Origin of the sequence: Lysobacter sp. MMG2, from assembly GCF_016735495.2 — a bacterium.
Taxonomy (GTDB): domain Bacteria; phylum Pseudomonadota; class Gammaproteobacteria; order Xanthomonadales; family Xanthomonadaceae; genus Lysobacter_J.
In genome coordinates, this window is record NZ_JAERQY020000001.1 from 977,848 (window position 1) to 995,082 (window position 17,235).

Annotated in this window: 19 protein-coding genes and 1 tRNA gene; 9 read left to right on the forward strand and 11 right to left on the reverse strand. The window is 68.7% G+C overall.

Annotation, left to right across the window (positions count from 1 at the left end; all coding sequences use genetic code 11):
* Window positions 1-26: 26 nt before the first annotated feature.
* The 8 genes from ychF to JI752_RS04385 all read right to left on the reverse strand — a co-directional run bounded on the left by ychF (window position 27) and on the right by JI752_RS04385 (window position 6,986).
* Window positions 27-1,118 carry a redox-regulated ATPase YchF gene (gene ychF / locus JI752_RS04350; protein WP_216959719.1) on the reverse strand — a complete coding sequence of 364 codons (1,092 nt, stop codon included), beginning with the start codon at window positions 1,116-1,118 and terminating at the stop codon, window positions 27-29.
* Window positions 1,119-1,196: 78 nt separating this feature from the next.
* The gene (pth, locus tag JI752_RS04355; protein ID WP_216959722.1) at window positions 1,197-1,778 is read right to left on the reverse strand and encodes an aminoacyl-tRNA hydrolase; all 582 of its coding nucleotides are present in this window, start codon (window positions 1,776-1,778) and stop codon (window positions 1,197-1,199) included.
* A 54-nt stretch (window positions 1,779-1,832) separates the two neighbouring features.
* Window positions 1,833-2,486: a 50S ribosomal protein L25/general stress protein Ctc gene (locus JI752_RS04360; RefSeq protein WP_216959725.1), complete on the reverse strand. Its 654-nt coding sequence runs from the start codon at window positions 2,484-2,486 to the stop codon at window positions 1,833-1,835.
* A 114-nt stretch (window positions 2,487-2,600) separates the two neighbouring features.
* The gene (locus JI752_RS04365; RefSeq protein WP_216959727.1) at window positions 2,601-3,560 is read right to left on the reverse strand and encodes a ribose-phosphate diphosphokinase; all 960 of its coding nucleotides are present in this window, start codon (window positions 3,558-3,560) and stop codon (window positions 2,601-2,603) included.
* 104 nt (window positions 3,561-3,664) lie between these two features.
* Window positions 3,665-3,741, reverse strand: a tRNA-Gln gene (locus tag JI752_RS04370).
* 13 nt (window positions 3,742-3,754) lie between these two features.
* Window positions 3,755-4,660, reverse strand: coding sequence for a 4-(cytidine 5'-diphospho)-2-C-methyl-D-erythritol kinase (gene ispE / locus JI752_RS04375; protein ID WP_216961901.1), 906 nt, complete (start codon window positions 4,658-4,660; stop codon window positions 3,755-3,757).
* A complete protein-coding gene (lolB, locus tag JI752_RS04380; protein WP_216959729.1) occupies window positions 4,657-5,295 on the reverse strand; it encodes a lipoprotein insertase outer membrane protein LolB in 639 nt (212 codons plus the stop codon). The genes ispE and lolB overlap by 4 nt, the downstream gene beginning before the upstream one ends.
* Window positions 5,295-6,986, reverse strand: coding sequence for a tetratricopeptide repeat protein (locus tag JI752_RS04385; protein ID WP_216959731.1), 1,692 nt, complete (start codon window positions 6,984-6,986; stop codon window positions 5,295-5,297). The genes lolB and JI752_RS04385 overlap by 1 nt, the downstream gene beginning before the upstream one ends.
* A gap of 105 nt (window positions 6,987-7,091) precedes the next feature.
* On the opposite strand from JI752_RS04385, the gene hemA reads away from it, so the two are divergent.
* From hemA to JI752_RS04430, 9 genes are all read left to right on the forward strand, one after another.
* On the forward strand, window positions 7,092-8,372 hold the full coding sequence (gene hemA / locus JI752_RS04390) for a glutamyl-tRNA reductase (RefSeq protein ID WP_216959732.1): 1,281 nt from the start codon (window positions 7,092-7,094) through the stop codon (window positions 8,370-8,372).
* Window positions 8,373-8,423: 51 nt separating this feature from the next.
* The gene (gene prfA / locus JI752_RS04395) at window positions 8,424-9,509 is read left to right on the forward strand and encodes a peptide chain release factor 1 (RefSeq protein WP_216959734.1); all 1,086 of its coding nucleotides are present in this window, start codon (window positions 8,424-8,426) and stop codon (window positions 9,507-9,509) included.
* A 196-nt stretch (window positions 9,510-9,705) separates the two neighbouring features.
* Window positions 9,706-10,503: a GNAT family N-acetyltransferase gene (locus JI752_RS19500; protein WP_216959736.1), complete on the forward strand. Its 798-nt coding sequence runs from the start codon at window positions 9,706-9,708 to the stop codon at window positions 10,501-10,503.
* Window positions 10,504-10,507: 4 nt separating this feature from the next.
* Window positions 10,508-12,223: a tetratricopeptide repeat protein gene (locus tag JI752_RS04405; protein ID WP_216959739.1), complete on the forward strand. Its 1,716-nt coding sequence runs from the start codon at window positions 10,508-10,510 to the stop codon at window positions 12,221-12,223.
* Window positions 12,224-12,232: 9 nt separating this feature from the next.
* Window positions 12,233-12,754, forward strand: coding sequence for a molybdenum cofactor biosynthesis protein B (moaB, locus tag JI752_RS04410; protein WP_216959742.1), 522 nt, complete (start codon window positions 12,233-12,235; stop codon window positions 12,752-12,754).
* A 66-nt stretch (window positions 12,755-12,820) separates the two neighbouring features.
* The gene (locus JI752_RS04415; protein WP_216959745.1) at window positions 12,821-13,210 is read left to right on the forward strand and encodes a helix-turn-helix transcriptional regulator; all 390 of its coding nucleotides are present in this window, start codon (window positions 12,821-12,823) and stop codon (window positions 13,208-13,210) included.
* On the forward strand, window positions 13,210-13,986 hold the full coding sequence (gene ppk2 / locus JI752_RS04420) for a polyphosphate kinase 2 (RefSeq protein WP_216959748.1): 777 nt from the start codon (window positions 13,210-13,212) through the stop codon (window positions 13,984-13,986). Before JI752_RS04415 ends, ppk2 begins: the two co-directional genes overlap by 1 nt.
* A gap of 148 nt (window positions 13,987-14,134) precedes the next feature.
* Window positions 14,135-14,509, forward strand: a complete 375-nt coding sequence (locus JI752_RS04425) for a hypothetical protein (RefSeq protein WP_216959750.1) — start codon at window positions 14,135-14,137, stop codon at window positions 14,507-14,509.
* A gap of 9 nt (window positions 14,510-14,518) precedes the next feature.
* A complete protein-coding gene (locus tag JI752_RS04430; protein ID WP_216959753.1) occupies window positions 14,519-15,028 on the forward strand; it encodes a DUF695 domain-containing protein in 510 nt (169 codons plus the stop codon).
* 15 nt (window positions 15,029-15,043) lie between these two features.
* Here the strand turns inward: JI752_RS04430 and JI752_RS04435 are convergent, their stop codons facing one another.
* From JI752_RS04435 to JI752_RS04445, 3 genes are read right to left on the reverse strand one after another with little or no spacing between them, the layout of a single operon-like run.
* The gene (locus JI752_RS04435) at window positions 15,044-15,313 is read right to left on the reverse strand and encodes an acylphosphatase (protein ID WP_216959755.1); all 270 of its coding nucleotides are present in this window, start codon (window positions 15,311-15,313) and stop codon (window positions 15,044-15,046) included.
* Window positions 15,310-15,912 (reverse strand): TlpA disulfide reductase family protein, encoded by a 603-nt coding sequence (locus JI752_RS04440; protein WP_345777318.1) that lies wholly within the window; start codon window positions 15,910-15,912, stop codon window positions 15,310-15,312. The genes JI752_RS04435 and JI752_RS04440 overlap by 4 nt, the downstream gene beginning before the upstream one ends.
* A 1-nt stretch (window position 15,913) precedes the next feature.
* Complete coding sequence (locus JI752_RS04445) at window positions 15,914-17,179, reverse strand: YihY family inner membrane protein (protein ID WP_216959759.1); 1,266 nt, start codon at window positions 17,177-17,179, stop codon at window positions 15,914-15,916.
* Window positions 17,180-17,235 lie beyond the last annotated feature (56 nt).

Genomic DNA, 17,235 nt, shown 5'->3' on the forward strand with positions numbered 1-17,235 from the left:
CCGCCGACGGACGGCAGCTCCGGGGCTTACACGTTGAAGCGGAAGTGCAGCACGTCGCCTTCCTGGACGCGGTATTCCTTGCCTTCCAGACGCAGGCGGCCGGCGTCGCGGGCGCCGGACTCGCCCTTGTACTTGATGAAGTCGTCGTAGGCGATGGTTTCGGCGCGGATGAAGCCCTTCTCGAAATCGGTGTGGATCACCGCCGCGGCCTGCGGCGCCGTCGCGCCCGACTTCACGGTCCATGCGCGGACTTCCTTCACGCCGGCGGTGAAGTACGTCTGCAGGCCCAGCAGCTTGTAGGCGGCGCGGATGACCCGGTTCAGGCCCGGCTCGTCCAGGCCCAGGTCGGTCAGGAATGCGTCGCGATCGGCGTCTTCGAGCTGGCTCAGCTCCTCCTCGATCGCCGCACACACCGGCACTACTTCAGCGCCTTCGGTCACGGCGCGGGCACGCACGGCATCCAGGTGCGGGTTGTTCTCGAACCCGTCCTCCAGCACGTTGGCGACGTACATCACCGGCTTGAGCGTGAGCAGGAACAGGTCGCGCAAGAGCACCTTGTCGTCGTCCGACAGACCCAGCGCGCGCGCCGGCTTGCCGGAGTCCAGGCCGGTGCGCACGCGGCTCAGGACCTCCACGCGCGCCTTGGCGTCCTTGTCGCCGGTCTTGGCCGAGCGCTCGGCGCGCTGCAGCGCCTTTTCTACCGACTCCAGGTCGGCCAGCGCCAGCTCTGTGTCGATCGTCTCGATATCGGCGATCGGGTCGATGCGGTTGCTGACGTGGATGACGTCCGGATTCTCGAAGCAGCGCACCACGTGCGTGATCGCATCGACTTCGCGGATGTGGGCCAGGAACTTGTTGCCCAGGCCCTCGCCGCTCGCCGCGCCGGCCACCAGGCCTGCGATGTCGACGAACTCCACCGCGGTCGGGATGACCTTCTGCGGCTTGACGATGCCCGACAGCGCGTTCAGGCGCGGATCCGGCACGGGCACGACGCCCACGTTCGGCTCGATCGTGCAGAACGGGAAGTTGGCCGCGGCGATACCGGCCTTGGTCAGGGCGTTGAAGAGGGTCGACTTGCCGACGTTCGGCAGGCCGACGATGCCGCATTTGATGCCCATGGCTGTTGTTCCGTGATTCGAGATTCGGGATTCGGGATTCGCAAAGGCAGCGCTTCGCGAATCCCGAATCCCCAATCCCTAATCCCTGCCCGTATGCAGCCGTTTCATGGCTTCGTTGAAATCACCGGCCACCGCCAGTGGCAGCACGTCGTCGGCGTCGGCGATGGCGCGCAGGATGGAGGCTTCGTCATCGACACCCGGCTTGCCCAGCACCCACGAGGTCACGCGGTCCTTGTGCCCCGGATGGCCGATACCCACGCGCAGGCGATGGTACTTGCCGTGGCCGAGCAGCTTGGTGATGTCGCGCAGGCCGTTCTGGCCACCGTGGCCGCCGTCGAACTTCAGGCGCGCAGTACCCGGCGCGAGATCCAGTTCATCGTGGACGACCAGCATCTCCTCCGGCTCGATCTTCCAGTAGCGAAGCGCTGCCGTGACCGACTTGCCGGAGAGGTTCATGAACGTGGCCGGCTTGAGCAGCCACAGCGGCCGGCCGGCGATGTCGATCTTGGCGGTCTCGCCGAACAGCTTGGATTCCAGGCCGAAGCGCACGCCCTGGCGCTGCGCGAGGGCGTCAACAAACCAGAACCCGGCGTTGTGCCGGGTCCGGAGATGTTCGGCACCGGGATTTCCCAGGCCGACGATGAGGCGCAAACCGGCCATCGTGAACTCACGCGGCGACCCGCCCGCTCGCGCGGGCGGATCGTCGGGACGTGATTACTTCTCGTCCTTCTTGGCGGCCTTGGTCGCCGGCACTTCGGCCGGCGGCGCATCGGTCGTTTCTTCCGACTCGACGCGGCCGTGCTTGGCGATCACGACGGCAACGTCGTGTTCCTTGCCCAGCTTCAGTTCCGGCAGCTCGACGCCCTTGGGCAGCTTGATGTCGGACAGGTGGACGATGTCGCCCACGGCCAGCTTCGACAGGTCGATCTCGATGAACTCCGGCAGGTCCTTCGGCAGGCAGCTGACGGTGACTTCGTTGAGCTCGTGCGTGATCACGACGTCGGCGGCCTTGCCGGCCGGCGAGGTGTCCTGGTTCAGGAAGTGCAGCGGCACCGAAGCCTTCAGCGCGGCGTTGAGATCAACGCGCTGGAAGTCCAGGTGCATGATGATCTGCTTGAACGGATGGCGCTGGATGTCACGCAGCAGCACCGGCTCGGACTTGCCGTCGATGTCGAGCGTCAGGATCGAGGAGTAGAACCACTCGTTCTGCTGGGCCAGCCAGGTCTTCTCGTGGTCGAGCTGGATCGGCAGCGGCGCGGACTTGCCGCCGTAGACGATGGCCGGGATGCTGGCGGCGTGGCGAAGGCGGCGGCTCGCACCCTTCCCTTCGACCTTGCGGCCAGTGGCCTTGAGGATGTGTTCGGACATTTTCGTAACTCTCTTTGCTTGCAATGAACCCGCCTCGCGGCGGGATGGACGCTCACCCGCGACCAGGTGAGCGGTTTGCGGTGAAGGCCGGAGCCGTCACCGCGGGTTCTTTGATCAGTCGACGTAGAGCGAGCTGACCGATTCGCCGAATGCCACGCGGCGGATCGTCTCGGCCAGCAGCTCGGCGACGCTGAGCTGACGGATCTTGCTGCACGCCTTTGCCGCGTCCGACAGCTTGATGGTGTCGGTGACCACCAGCTCGTCGAGCTGGGACTTGGTCACGTTGTCCATCGCCGCGCCCGACAGCACCGGGTGCGTGCAGTACGCGACCACCTTGGTCGCGCCCTGCGCCTTGAGCGCATTCGCCGCGGCGCACAGGGTGCCCGCGGTGTCGACGATGTCGTCGACCAGAACGCAGGTCTTGCCTTCCACGTCACCGATGATGTTCATCACCGTGGCGACGTTGGCGCGCGGACGGCGCTTGTCGATGATCGCCAGATCCGCGTCATCCAGGCGCTTGGCGATCGCACGCGCTCGCACCACGCCGCCGACGTCCGGCGAGACCACCACCATGTTGTCCGTGCCGTGCGCGCGCCAGATGTCGGCGAGCAGCAGCGGCGAGGCGTACACGTTGTCGACCGGCAGGTCGAAGAAGCCCTGGATCTGGTCGGCGTGGAGGTCGACCGTCAGCACGCGATCGGTACCGACCGCGCTGAACATCTTCGCCGCGACCTTCGCCGTGATCGGCACGCGCGAGGAGCGCGGGCGGCGATCCTGGCGGGCGTAGCCGAAGTACGGCACCACCGCGGTCACGCTGGCCGCAGAGGCGCGCTTGAGCGCGTCCACCAGCACCAGCAGTTCCATGAAATTCTCCGCCGTGGGCGCGTTCGTCGGCTGGATGACGAACACTTCCTGGCGACGCACGTTCTCCTCGATCTCCACCTGCACTTCGCCATCGGAGAAACGCCCGACGAGCGCCTTGCCCAGGCGGATGCCAAGTTCCTTGCACACCGACTCGGCGAGCGGGCGGTTGGCGTTGCCGCTGAAGATCAGCAGGTTGCGGTCGTTCTGCATGGTCGGGCCGGTCGGGGATCAAGGATTCGGGATTGGGGATTCACAACGACTTGCGAAACCCCAATCCCGAATGCCCGACCCTTGTGTGGAGTTCCGGTTGGAATTGGCAGGGGCGGTAGGATTCGAACCTACGGATGCCAGGATCAAAACCTGGTGCCTTGGGCCTCTTGGCGACGCCCCTGCAGTGGTTCCCGTCAGGGAGCCGGTGTTGCGGTTGTTGCCTGCTTCGCCCAGTCCGCCAGTGCACGATGCAGCGGGGAGGCGTGAGCCCCTTCCGCCACCCAGGCACGAAGCCCGGTCGGCAATGCAGCCAGCGCCGCTTCGGCGGCTTCGCGTGTGGCGAATTCGACGAAGCAACCGCTGCCGGAGCCGGTCAGGCGCGGTGAACCGACCTGCGACAGCGCAGCGAACACGGCCTCGACGGCTGGCTCGCGCGCGCGCAGCACCGGCTCGAACGCATTCCCGAGCGGCACACCCGAAACGAAGTCCGACATTGTCGCGGGAGGGGCATCACGCGTCAATTCAGGGGACTTGAACAAAGTCGCCGTGGGAGCGTGCACGCCCGGATCGGCCAGCACGTACCACGCCGGCGCGAGCGGCATCGTTGCGAGGCGCTCGCCGATCCCCTCGGCCCACGCATTCTCACCGCAGACGAAGACGGGCACGTCGGCGCCCAGTTCCAGGGCCAGAGCCGCCAGGGCGTCCAGATCCAGGCCCGTGCTCCATAGCGCATTCAGGGCGACGAGCACGGTCGCCGCATCCGACGAGCCACCGCCGAAGCCGCCGCCCGCCGGAATGCGCTTTTCGATGACGATATCGGCACCAAGGCTGCAATTGGCGGCATCTTTGAGCATGTTCGCAGCACGAACCGTGAGGTCGTCCGCCTCTTCCACGCCGGGCACAGAGGGCCCATGCCGGCGCACCTGCCCGTCCTCACGAACCCGCAGGCGAAGGGTGTCGCCCCATTCGAGGATCCTGAACACCGTCTGCAACAGGTGGTAGCCGTCCTGACGACGCCCGGTAATTCGCAGGAAGAGGTTCAGCTTGGCCGGCGCCGGCCAGGTCGACCACGCCGCGCCGCGCAGGCCCGACGCAGTCACGGGGTTTCGCCCGGCGACCAGGTATCGACGATCAGTCGCACCTTCGCCTCGCCCCGGGTGGCGGTGAGGCGCGCGGGCAGGACCGGCGCCGAGGCGGGCTCGGCCGGCTCCGCCTGCCATTGGGCGTAATCGATGGTCCAGCCGGCCTGGACCAGCCGGACCGGGCGGTCGCCGGCGCCGTAGACGATCTGGGCCGGGCCATAGCGATCGGCATCGGCGCCCACGCCCCGAACCCAGTCGGCCAGCGCCCGCACGGGGATGTTCCAGCCGGTGGTCTGCACCAGCATGGCTTCGACGTCGTCGCTCTCGCGCGGACCGCCTTCGATGCCCTCCAGCCGCGCGCCGCGATCGTCGCCGCTGAGGCGCCAGCTCTGGCGCGTCACGGGTGCGCTCAGGGAGACGGTGAAGCGGTCGTTCGACTGCTGCCAGTCGATCCGCCCGCTGCCGCCCTGCTTGCCGTTGGAAACGGCGATGCGGCCCGACAGCGACCAGTCGCGCAGGTTCGCGCGAACCTGGTCCTGCGCCTGTGCGCGTGCTTCGTCGACGGGGACCTGCGGCGCGCGCGTCGGCTGGGAGACGCAGCCCGCCAACAGCAACGTCGCCAGGACAGGCGCGAGGAAAGCCGAAGCACGCATCATTCGCCGATCTTCTCCAGCGCGCGCTTGAGCGAGCGGTTGTCGGGGTCGATCTTGCGCGCCTGTTCGAAGTACTTGCGCGCTTCGTCCTTGCGACCCAGATCCCACAGCACTTCACCCAGGTGCGCGGCGATTTCCGCGTCCTTCTGCAGGGTCAGCGCGCGACGCAGCTCCACCAGCGCCTCTTCCTTGCGGCCCAGTCGATAGAGCACCCAGCCGTAGCTGTCGATGATCGCGGCGTTGTCGGGCTCGGCGGTGCGCGCGCGTTCGATCAGTTGCAGCGCTTCCTGGTAACGGGTGGTGCGATCGGCGAGCGTGTATCCCAGGGCATTGAGCGCGGCGACATTGTCGGGCTCGGCTACGAGGATCTTGCGCAGATCGGCTTCCGCGCGCGGGACGTCGTCGCGACGCTCCCAGCTCAGCGCGCGGGCGTAGAGCACTTCCGGATCGTCCGGGAACGCCGCCAGGCCGCGCGCGTACGCGTCCATCTCGCCGGTCGCGTCCTTGTCCTTGGAGCGCAGCGAGGCTTCCAACAGATAAGCGTCGCGGCGCGCTTCGTCGTCGACGGAGGCGTCGGCCTGCAATTCGCGCAGCGAGCGGTAGGCTTCTTCGTCGCGATCGAGTTCGTGCAGCACGTTCGCCGCGCGAAGCCGCGCCGACAACCGCTGCCCGCCGCCGGGCACGCCGCGGTACCAGGCCAGCGCTTCGTCGAAACGGTCCAGGAACTCGGCGATCTGGCCCAGCAGCAGGCGGCGCTGCGGGTCCGGATCGCTGGATTTGGCGCGCAGCTCCTCGTACAGCCGCGCCAGCGCGGATTTGTCCTCGGCCTGCGCCAGCAGGGCCGCGCGCAGGGCGTAGGTCTGGTCGTCCTGCGGCCCCCTGGCCAGCACGTCCTCGGCGGCAGGGTAGTCGCCCAGGCGGTGGTATTCGTCGGCGATGGCGCGACGGAGTTCGACGTCGTCACCGGCCTGGTTGGCCAGCGTCGCCAACAGGTTTCGGGCTTCTTCGGTCTTGCCGGCTTCACGCAGTTGGCTGGCGCGCAGCAGGCCGACGCGGGCCTCGCCCGGGAAACGCTCGACCACTTCGCCGACGATGCGTTCCACCAGCGCCGGCTGCTCCAGGCCCTGCGCCAGTCCGCCGAAGGCCAGCCAGGCCTGCAGCTTGTTGGGGATGCGGTCGGCGTCGATCAGCTTTTCCAGCAGGCGCGCGGCCTGCTTGGGGCCGCGCGCGCCGCCGGACAGCACGCCCAGCGCCTGGCGCCAGCCGGCGTCGCCGGGCGACTGCAGCAGATCGGTCAGGTGCTTGCGGGCGGCGCGCTCGTTGCCGCGACGGATCGCCAGCACTGCCTCGGCGGCGGACAGGCTGAGCCCTTCGCCGCCCTGCTTGCGCCACAGGTCCAGCGCCTGCGCGGCACGCTTGTCGTCCTTGGCGAGCAGGGCGATGCGGGTCGCCCGCTCGGCCAGGGCCACGTCGTCGGCTTCGCGGGCGGCGTCCAGGTAGGCCTGTGCGGCCTCGTCCAGACGGCCGGACTGCAGCGCGAACTCGCCCGCCAGCAACGCCTCCAGCGACGCGCTCGTGGGATCGGGGGTGGGTGCTGGCGCCTTCTCGGCGGCCAGCAGCGGCGTGAAAGCAATGGCCGCGACAAGGAGGGAGGCGCAGATGGGACGGAGCGTGCGCGAGGCAACGGGCATTCGAACGGGCCTGATGGAAGCCGGGACGGGACGGGGCCGGTAGAATGTCGGCCTTCCGGGTAGCCAGCAGCTTATCGCAAGCACCTGAATGAGAGTCCGGCGTCAATGAGTTTGTTCGTACTAGGCATCAATCACCAGACCGCGCCGGTCAGCCTGCGCGAACGCGTGGCGTTCTCGGCCGATACGGTCCCCGCCGCGCTGGATGCCTTGAAGACCTTGCCGCAGGTGCACGAAGTCGCCCTGCTCTCCACCTGCAATCGCACCGAGCTGTACGCCGTTTCCCATGACGACGGCCAGGCGCTCGCCGACTGGCTGGCCACGCACCCCGACGACGTCGGCGACCTGCATGCCTACCTCTACCGCCACCGCGATGCCGACGCCGTCCGCCACCTGTTCCGCGTCGCGACCGGATTGGACTCGCTGGTGCTGGGCGAGCCGCAGATCCTGGGCCAGGTGAAGGACGCCTGGGCCACCGCCCGCAGTGCCGGCACGCTGGGCAGCCAGCTCGACCGCCTGTTCCAGCACGCCTTCAGCACCGCCAAGCGCGCGCGCACCGACACGCGCATCGGCGCCAATCCGGTGTCGGTCGCCTCTGCCGCCGTGCGTCTGGCGCAGGAGTCCTTCGCGCGTCTGGAAGACTCCACCGTGCTGATGATCGGCGCCGGCGAAACCATCGAACTGGCCGCGCGCCATCTCGTGCAGGCGCGCGCCAAGCGCCTGCTCGTCGCCAACCGCACCCTCGCCCATGCGCAGGAACTCGCCAGCCGCCACGGCGGTTTTGCCCTGCCGCTGAGCGAGATCGACAAACACCTGGGCGAAGCGGACGTGGTGATTTCCGCCACGGCCAGCCGCGATCCGATCCTGGGTCGCGCGCAGGTCGCCGCCGCGCTGGCTCCGCGCAAGCATCGGCCGATGCTGCTGCTCGACCTCGCCGTGCCGCGCGACATCGCGCCGGACGTGGCCGAGCTGAAGGACGTGTTCCTCTACACCGTCGACGACCTGGAACGCGCCATCGAAGACAACCGCCGCAGCCGACGCGAAGCAGCGACGGAAGCCGAGGCGATCGTCGAAATGCAGGTCGCGCGCTTCACCGAAACCCTGGCCGCCAGCACCCGCACCGAACCGCTCAAGCGCCTGCGCGCGCACGGCGAGGCGGCGAAGACCGACGTGCTGGCAAAAGCACAGCAGCAACTGGCCGCCGGGCAGGACCCGGCGCAGGTACTGAACTTCCTGGCGCACACGCTCACCAATCGCCTGCTGCACGCGCCGACCGTCGCGCTGCGCGAGGCCGCGCTGACGGGCAACGCCGATCTCGGACGCGCCGCGGAAAAGCTGTTCGCCGCCCGCGACGACGCCAACGGAACGGGCGAGGACCGGGAGGCCTAGCGACGCTGTGCGCGTCCGCGGTGCCTTCCCTTCCTTCGCTCATTCCGGCCCATGACCCCTACCCTGCGTCGCAAACTGGAAGCCCTCGCCGAACGCCGCGAGGAACTCGAACGCCTGCTCTCCGACGCCGGCGTGATCGCCGACGCGGACCGCTTCCGCCGCTTCTCGCGCGAGTTCGCGCAGCTGGAACCGGTGGCCAACGCGCTGAAGGCCGAAGCGCAGGCCAAGGCCGACCTCGCCGCCGCCGAAGCGATGCGCGAGGATCCCGAGCTGGCCGGACTCGCACAGGAAGAAATCGCCGCCGCGCACGAACGCCTGGAGCGCCTGGACGCCGAACTGCTCGCGCACCTCATCCCGAAGGACGCGCGCGACGAAGGCGATCTCTACCTGGAAGTGCGCGCCGGCACCGGCGGCGACGAAGCGGCGATCTTCGCCGGCGACCTGTTCCGCATGTACGCGCGCTACGCCGAGCGGCAAGGCTGGAAGGTCGAAATCGAATCCAGCAGCCCCGGCGAGCACGGCGGCTTCAAGGAAGTCATCGCGCGCGTGGAAGGCCGCGGTGCGTACTCGCGTTTGAAGTTCGAATCGGGCACACACCGCGTGCAGCGCGTACCGGAAACCGAATCGCAGGGCCGTATCCATACCTCGGCGGCGACGGTGGCGATCATCCCGCTGGAAGCCGAGGGTGAGCCGATCCAGATCAATCCCGCCGACCTGAAGGTCGACACGTTCCGTTCCAGCGGCGCGGGCGGACAGCACGTCAACAAGACCGAATCGGCGATCCGCATCACCCACGTTCCCAGTGGCGTGGTGGTGGAAAGCCAGACCGAACGCAGCCAGCACGCCAACCGCGACAAGGCGATGAAGCGCCTGAGCGCGATCCTGGCCGAAGCGCAGGCCGCCAAGGCCGCCGCCGCGCAGGCCGCCACGCGCAAGTTGCAGGTCGGCAGCGGCGACCGCAGCCAGCGCATCCGCACCTACAACTTCCCGCAGGGCCGCATCACCGACCACCGCGTGGAAGGGCTCACCTTGTACGACCTGCCGAACGTGATCCAGGGCGACATGGACGAACTGGTCGGCCGCTTGCAGCACGAGCACCAGGCGGACGAACTGGCGCGGCTGACACACGAAGCCTGAGTCGAGCCCCTCTCCCACCGGGAGAGGGGTTGGGGTGAGGGGCAACGCAGCGACTACGCCAAACCATCGGTGGTAATGCACTGCGCGTTCGCTCGCTTCGTTCCGTTCTCCCTCCTCCGGCCTCCGTTCCTCCGCACGGAGAAGGGAAGTGCGACAAAGCTACAATCGTCCGCAGCCTACGAGCCGGACACCCCCGATGCCCCTCGCGATCAAGCGCGTCACCCTCGACGACCTCGACACGGTCGTCCCGCTGTTCGACGCCTACCGCCGCTTCTACGCACAGCCCTCGGACGAGGCGCGCGGCCGTCGTTTCCTCGAAGCGCGGCTGCTCACGGAAGAATCGGTGATCCTGCTGGCCAGCGACGACGGCCGGGCGCTCGGTTTCACCCAGCTCTACCCGACGTTCTCCTCGGTACGCACCGGGCGGCTGTGGATCCTCAACGACCTTTACGTCGATGCCGACGCGCGCCGCGGCGGTGTCGGCAAGGCGCTGCTGGACGCGGCGGCGGATTTCGCCAGGGCCGACGGCGCGGTCGGAATCACGCTGGAAACCACGCAGGACAACGCGACCGCTCGCGCGCTGTACCGCGCGGCCGGATGGGAAGAAGCGCAGACGCAGTGGTACTCGCTGTCGTTCGCGCCGGCCGCACTCGCGCCGCACGACGAGCTGGTCTTCTCCTACGGCACGCTTCAACACGTCGACGTGCAGCGCCGCCTGTTCGGCCGCAGCTTCGTCGGCACGGCCGATGCATTGCCGGGTTACCGCATGGACTGGCTGGAAGAACGCGATTCCGCCGCCGTCGACGCCAGCGGCGTGGTGCGACATCCCGTCGTGCATGCGACGGGCGACGCCGCCGATCGCGTGCCGGGCATGGTGCTGCGCCTGAGCGGCGCCGAACTGGAGCGCGCCGACGCCTACGAAGCCGGCGACTATCGCCGCGTACGCGTGCGCCTGGCATCCGGCCTGGAAGCGTGGCTCTACGAAGCCGCCTGAGCCGATGAACCACGCCGCCGATCCGCGCGTCGAACTGCGCCGCGCTCTGGAGCGCAACCCGGGCGACGGCTTCGCCTGGATCCTGCTGGCCGAGCACGAACTCGACCACGGTGATGCCGTCGCCGGCGAAGCGGCGGCGCGGCGCGCGCTCGCGTTGCGCCCGGGCCATCCGGAAGCCCTGGCGCGGCTGGGCCGCGCGCAATGGATGCAGGGCCGCCGCGCGGAGGCCGTCGCCAGCCTGCGCGCCGCCGCCGACAACGCGCCGGACCATCCCGGCATCGCCGTGTGGCTCGGCCATGCGCTGGAAGACACCGGCGAAGCCGAACCCGCCGCCGACGCCTACGCGCGTGCGCATGCGCTGGCGCCGGACGAACCGCAGATCGCCGCGTACCTGCTGGCATGGCGGCGACGCCTGTGCGACTGGCGCGACCTCGACGCCCTCGCCGCACAGGTGCGCGAGGCCGTGAACCGGGGCACCGCCGCGGTGGAACCCTTCGCCTTCCTCAGCGAGGACGCCAGCGCTGCGGAGCAACTGCGCTGCGCGCGTCTGCGCGCCGGCGAGATCGCACGACAGACGCGCCCCTTGCCACCCGCGCCGGCGCGAAATCGCGAACGACTGCGCGTCGGTTTCCTTTCCAACGGCTTCGGCGCGCATCCGACCGGGTTACTGACGGTCGCGCTGTTCGAACAACTGCGTGAACTGGATTCACTCGACCTGCATCTGTTCGCGCTGAACGAAGACGACGGCAGCCCGATCCGCCGTCGACTGCACGCCGCGGCGCACACGCTGCACGACGTGTCGCGGCAACCGCACGCGCGCATCGCACAGCGCATCCGCGAAGCCGACATCGACGTCCTGTTCGACCTGCGCGGCTGGGGCGGCGGCGGCACGCCGGAAGTGCTGGCGATGCGTCCGGCGCGCGTGCAGGTGAACTGGCTCGCCTATCCCGGCACGTCGGGCGCGCCATGGATCGACCACGTGCTGGCCGATGGCTTCGTGTTGCCGGAGTCGATGACGCGCGACTTCAGCGAGAACGTCGTGCGATTGCCGCGCTGCTTCCAGCCGTCCGACACGACGCGGGCGATTCACGCGCCGCCCTCGCGCACGGAATGCGGGCTTCCCGAACGCGACCACAAAGGTGGCGGTGTCGTGCTGTGCTGCTTCAACAACAGCTACAAGCTCAATCCACGCAGCATGGCGCTCGCGTTCGCGGTCCTGCGCGACGTTCCCGGCAGCGTGCTGTGGCTGCTCTCCGGCCCGGGCCGCGCCGATGCGCGCCTGCGCGCGGCCGCGCAGGCGCAGGGCGTGGATCCGCAACGCCTGGTGTTCATGCCCAAGCAGCCGCATGCCGACTACATGGCACGCCTGCAGCACGCCGACCTGTTCCTCGACACCGGACCGTACAACGCGCACACCACCGCATCCGACGCGCTGTGGGCCGGCTGTCCCGTGCTGACGCGACCGGGCGAAACCTTTGCCGCGCGCGTGGCCGGCAGCCTCAACCATCATCTGGGAATGCAGGCGATGAACGTCGACAGCGACGAGGCGTTCGTCGCCCGCGCGGTTTCACTGGCGCGCGATCCACAGGCATTGCAGGCGCTGCGCGCGGAACTGGCACAACGTCGGCGTGAAGGTGGGCTGTTCGACATGGCCGGCTTCGCCCGAGATTTCACCGACGCCGTGCAGCGCATGGCATCGTCCCCCAACGTGAAGGAGTAGGCTGCCCGCATGACCGCCACCGCAGAATTGATCCCGCTGAACCTGTGCGTGCTTACCGTGTCCGACACGCGCACGCTGGTCGAGGACAGCTCGGGCGATTACCTCGTGCAGGCGCTTACCGACGCCGGACATCGCCTCGCCGAACGCGCGCTGCTGCGCGACGACCGCTATCAGCTGCGCGCAGTCGTCTCGCGCTGGATCGCCGACGAGGGCGTCGACGGCGTGCTGGTCACCGGCGGCACCGGCTTCACCGGTCGCGACTCCACGCCCGAAGCGCTGCTGCCGCTGCTCGACAAGGAAATGCCCGGCTTCGGCGAGCTGTTCCGTGCGGTCAGCTTCGACGAGATCGGCACCTCGACATTGCAGTCGCGCGCCTTCGCGGGGCTGGCGAACGGCACGTTCGTGTTCGCGCTGCCGGGCTCGACCTCGGCCTGCCGCACCGCGTGGGAGAAGATCATCCACGCGCAGCTGGATTCGCGCACCAAGCCCTGCAACCTGGCCACGCTGCGCCCGCGCCTGCGCGAACGCTGACGCGCGCATCACCGACGCGGCGCCATCGTCGCAACCACGTCGTCATCGCTGTGATGGAGTGAGGACATGCCGCTGGACACCACCCTGCGTTTGCTCGCAAAAGCCAGCGGCATGAGCGCCGCCGACATCGCCACCGCGATCCCGCGCGCCGGCGTCGCCACGGTCAGCGCCTGGCTCAAGGGCGAGAAGCTGCCCGGGCGCGAACAGCTCGACGCCCTGGCGCGCGCATTCGGCGTACCGGCCGGCGCACTGCTCGCCGAACTGGCCAGCACCTTCGATCCCGCGCGCACCCAGGGCGAACACGACCTGCTCGCCGCCTACCGTGCGCTCGACACGCGCCAGCAGGGCGCGCTGCTGGAAGTCGCGCGCAGCATGGCCGGCACGCGCAAGCGCACGGCATCGGCGAGTGCGGCCGGCACGGCCTCGCGTCCACGCCGCCGGCGGAGCGCCGGGTGATGGCCAAGCTCAAGCGCAAGGAATACGACGCGGCGCTGGAGCCGTTGCAGGTCGAACTCGTCGAAATGGCGCGCTGGCTCAGCGACACCGGCAAGCGGCTGGTAGTGCTGTTCGAAGGTCGCGACACCGCCGGCAAGGGCGGCGCCATCGACGCCATCGCCGAGCACCTCAACCCGCGCCAATGCCGCATCGTCGCCCTGCCCCGCCCGACCGAGCGCGAGATGGGCCAGTGGTATTTCCAGCGCTACATGCCGCACCTTCCGGGTGCCGGCGAAATCGCGCTGTTCGACCGCAGCTGGTACAACCGCGCCGGCGTCGAGAAAGTGATGGGCTATGCCGACACCGAGCAGGTGCGCACGTTCCTGCGCCAGGCGCCGGTGTTCGAGCAACTGCTGGTGGACGACGGCATCGTGCTGATCAAGTACTGGCTGTGCTGCGACCAGGCCAAGCAGGAGGAGCGCTTCGCCGAACGTCTGCTCGATCCGCTCAAGCGCTGGAAGCTCTCGCCCATCGACGTCGCTTCGCGCGAGCATTACGACGACTACACCCGCGCCCGCGAAGCGATGCTCAAGGCCACCCACACCGAGCACGCGCCGTGGACGCTGGTCGAGTTCAACGACCAGCGGCGCGGTCGCCTGGCGCTGATCCGGAATCTGCTCGACCGCATGCCCGACAAGCGCGTGCCGGAGCACACGGTCGAGTTCCCGCCACTGGAAGGAAAGCCCCGGAAGGAGCGCTACACGGTACTCAAGCCCATCGCGCCGACGCGCGACTGAGGCCGCGCCTCCCGACGACCGGCAGCCCGATGCCTTTACCGGCAGCCTCGCAGGGCCATACAGTGCGGTGGGGGCTGGTTGGGGACGGGCTGCGCTGGGGTAGGCACGGCCGACCGGCAGGTTCTGGGCACGACCAAGGGGGATCGTCATGGAACAGCAAGCCAGGGCGGCGCACGCGCATCGCACCGTCGCCGGGATCCATTGCGTCATCGCGGTGATGGCCGCGATTTTCGCTTACCTGATGACACGCCAGGCACCGCTGTTGGGTGCGTTGGCGCTGGCGGCGCCGTTCGCGGTGCTGGCCGCCGTGCACTTCGCCGTCGCGTCGGGAGCGGAGCAGTGCCGATCGTGGGCGCGCACGGCATCCACCGTGCTGGGCGTGATGATGCTGCCGCTGATTCCACTGGGCACCGCCATCGGGCTCTACCTGCTGTACAACACGCGCGGCGAATGGGTGCACAGGCAACGGCTGTCGGATTCGCTCGGCGAAGGCTGGCCGCAGCTGCAACGCGATTCGGCCTGAATCGTGCCGATGAAGCATCTGCTGCTGGTCGGGCTGATGCTCCTGCCGATGGCGCCCGCCAAGGGCGCCACGCCGATGACGGTGGCGCAGATCGTCGCCGCCGATCGCTGGACGCTCGCCGAAGGCGAATGCGAGGGGCATCCGCTGTTTCTGCGTTTCCGCGAGGACTTTCGCGAACACCCCGACGTGAGCGCCTACCCGCACCTGATGCGGGTGGTCTGGCACTACGCGCCCAATGCGGCCGGCATGCCCGACCGCACGGCCAGCGAACAGATGGGCGTGTTCGAGGATTGGCTCATCGCCGCGGTCGAACCGGACCAGACCGCCGTGCTCGCCGCCGTGATCACGCACGACGGCGATCGCCAATGGTTGTTCTACGGCGCCGACGTACGTGCGTTCGCGCGGGCACTGCGGGCGATTCCGCAGGGCGACGTGCGCCTGCCGATCGACGTCACCACCGAACGCGACCCGGACTGGACGAACCTGCACGAAGGCACGCTGTCGGGCCTGGCGGGTTGAAGCGTCGCGTACCGCTCACGCGGTCGTGAAGCCCTCGCCCACTTCCTCATCGCGCGCGGGCAAGCGTTCCAGATCGTCCACGCGCGCCATCGGCGGGCCTTCGCGCAGCCAGGCGGCGAGGTCATCCAGGGCCGTTTCCTCGCCTGCCGCGATCACCTCGACGCGGCCGTCGGGCAGGTTCTTCGCGCAGCCGCGCAGGCCCAGCCGCAGCGCTTCCTCGCGCGCGGACGCGCGGAAGAACACGCCCTGCACCTTGCCGCTGACGATGAAGCGCGCCGCGCTCACGACTGCCCGGCCTTCGGCCCTCCGGCCTTCGTGATCGCCGCTTCGATGTCCTTGGCCGTGATCGGACCGAGGAACTTGTCGGCGACCTTGCCATCCGGCGCGATCAGGTAGGTCATCGGCAATCCGCGCGGCGTGGCGAAATCGGCCGGCGGGTTGAACGTATCCACCACCGCGATCGGGTACACCACCGGGTGCAGCTTCAGGAACACTTTCATGTCGTCCGGCGTGATGTCCTCGTAGGCCAGGCCGACGACCTCGATGTGCTCGCGCATCGCGTCCAGCGCCGACAACTCGGGCATTTCCTTCAGGCACGGCTTGCACCACGTCGCCCAGAAGTTCACCACCACCCACTTGCCCCGGCGCGCGGCCAAGTCGTACTGCTGGCCATCGACCGTGGCGATGGTGAGCTTGGGCACGTCGACATCGCTTTCCGTGCGCGGCTGTTCGGCGGGTTGCGGCAGGGTCAGCGCGCCGGTGTCGGCGGGCGTTTGCGGCGCGGCCAGGTCGGTGTCGGCGGGCTTTTGCTTGCACGCGGCAAGCAGCATCGTCGCGGCGAGCGCGACGACAAGGAGGGAACCCGTGGGCGCACGGCTGGACATGTCAGACCTCGTCGGCATGGATGGAGGATGCGCGCCGCTTGAGCAGCTCGCGCAGGGGAAGGCGCAGTTCGTCGAGCGCGGCGATGGCCGAGCGCCCCAGGGAATCGTCACGGCACGGCAGCACCGCTTCGGCGACGGGGATTCGCAACTGGCAGGCTTCGTACAGCTCGGCCAGGGAGAGTTCGTCCAGATCGCGGGAGAGTATCCATTCGCCGGTCTCGGCACGGCGCACCACGTTGATCGTGTCCAGCTGCGCCAGCATCTGCTGCACCAGCGCATCGGTCAGCATGGGCTCCAGGTTCTCGATCTGGTCGCTGTGCAGCCCGCGCCCGTGCTTTCGCGCTTCGTCGAAACGCGCGAGCAGCCGCAGCAGGCCGTAGATCTCGAAGCCCAGCGGCAGGCGCATGCCGACGGGCTGATAGCGGAACTCGGACATCGACGAGGCCAGCGACGCGCCCAGCAGGATCGCCACCCAGCTCATGTAGATCCACAGCAGGAAGATCGGCACGAAGGCCAGCGTGCCGTAGATCTTCGAGTAGGAGCCGAAGTTGCCCAGGTACAGGCTGATGCCCCACTTCACGATTTCGAACAACACCGCCGCCAGCGCCGCGCCGGCGAAGGCGTGGCGCCAGTGGATCGTGCGATGCGGAACGACGCGGTAGATGGCCGCGAAGGCGAGGAACTCCAGCGTCATCGGCGACAGGCGCAGCATCGCGGTCTGCAGCGTTCGACCGGCTTCGGTTTCGAACATCGACATCGCGAAGAACTTCGCCGACAACGCCAGGCTGGCGGCGGCCATCAGCGCGCCGAGGGTCAGCACCGTCCAGTACACGAGGAAGCGTCCGATCCGCGGGCGCCCCGACTTCACCCGCCAGATCCGGTTGAACGCCGACTCCACGCCGTTGAGCGTGATCAGCAGCGACACCACCAGCGCGATCACGCCTGCGGCGGTGAGCTGGCCTGCGTTGGCCGAGAACTGCTTCAGGTACGCCTCCACCGACCGCGCCGCACTGGGCACGAAGTTGGAGAAGATGTAGTCGCTGAGCTTGTCGCTCCATTCGCCGAACACCGGGAACGCCGACAACACGCCGAAGACCACCATCGACAGCGGCACCAGCGCGAACACCGTCGTGTAGGCCAGCGCGCCCGCCGCCTGGAACAGGTTGTCCTCGAGGAAGCGCCGCGCGAGGAAACGGAAGAAGGTGCCGACGCGGGCGCGGTCGCGCGCGCGTTCGCTCCATCGGTACAAGGTATCCAGCGGGTCCATGCGCCGGAGGGTAACCGATGGGCGCAGGTAGCGGGGTCATGGCGCGCCGCGGCCGG

Bases quoted from the DNA above. Each gene is read 5' to 3' on its own strand.
- ychF (WP_216959719.1), bottom strand. From the start codon at position 1,118: ATGGGCATCAAATGCGGCATCGTCGGCCTGCCGAACGTCGGCAAGTCG.
- hemA (WP_216959732.1), top strand. From the start codon at position 7,092: ATGAGTTTGTTCGTACTAGGCATCAATCACCAGACCGCGCCGGTCAGC.
- JI752_RS19500 (WP_216959736.1), top strand. From the start codon at position 9,706: ATGCCCCTCGCGATCAAGCGCGTCACCCTCGACGACCTCGACACGGTC.
- JI752_RS04365 (WP_216959727.1), bottom strand. From the start codon at position 3,560: ATGCAGAACGACCGCAACCTGCTGATCTTCAGCGGCAACGCCAACCGC.
- JI752_RS04430 (WP_216959753.1), top strand. From the start codon at position 14,519: ATGAAGCATCTGCTGCTGGTCGGGCTGATGCTCCTGCCGATGGCGCCC.
- JI752_RS04415 (WP_216959745.1), top strand. From the start codon at position 12,821: ATGCCGCTGGACACCACCCTGCGTTTGCTCGCAAAAGCCAGCGGCATG.
- ppk2 (WP_216959748.1), top strand. From the start codon at position 13,210: ATGGCCAAGCTCAAGCGCAAGGAATACGACGCGGCGCTGGAGCCGTTG.
- JI752_RS04440 (WP_345777318.1), bottom strand. From the start codon at position 15,912: ATGTCCAGCCGTGCGCCCACGGGTTCCCTCCTTGTCGTCGCGCTCGCC.
- JI752_RS04405 (WP_216959739.1), top strand. From the start codon at position 10,508: ATGAACCACGCCGCCGATCCGCGCGTCGAACTGCGCCGCGCTCTGGAG.
- JI752_RS04385 (WP_216959731.1), bottom strand. From the start codon at position 6,986: ATGCCCGTTGCCTCGCGCACGCTCCGTCCCATCTGCGCCTCCCTCCTT.
- JI752_RS04360 (WP_216959725.1), bottom strand. From the start codon at position 2,486: ATGTCCGAACACATCCTCAAGGCCACTGGCCGCAAGGTCGAAGGGAAG.
- prfA (WP_216959734.1), top strand. From the start codon at position 8,424: ATGACCCCTACCCTGCGTCGCAAACTGGAAGCCCTCGCCGAACGCCGC.
- pth (WP_216959722.1), bottom strand. From the start codon at position 1,778: ATGGCCGGTTTGCGCCTCATCGTCGGCCTGGGAAATCCCGGTGCCGAA.
- lolB (WP_216959729.1), bottom strand. From the start codon at position 5,295: ATGCGTGCTTCGGCTTTCCTCGCGCCTGTCCTGGCGACGTTGCTGTTG.
- JI752_RS04425 (WP_216959750.1), top strand. From the start codon at position 14,135: ATGGAACAGCAAGCCAGGGCGGCGCACGCGCATCGCACCGTCGCCGGG.
- JI752_RS04445 (WP_216959759.1), bottom strand. From the start codon at position 17,179: ATGGACCCGCTGGATACCTTGTACCGATGGAGCGAACGCGCGCGCGAC.
- moaB (WP_216959742.1), top strand. From the start codon at position 12,233: ATGACCGCCACCGCAGAATTGATCCCGCTGAACCTGTGCGTGCTTACC.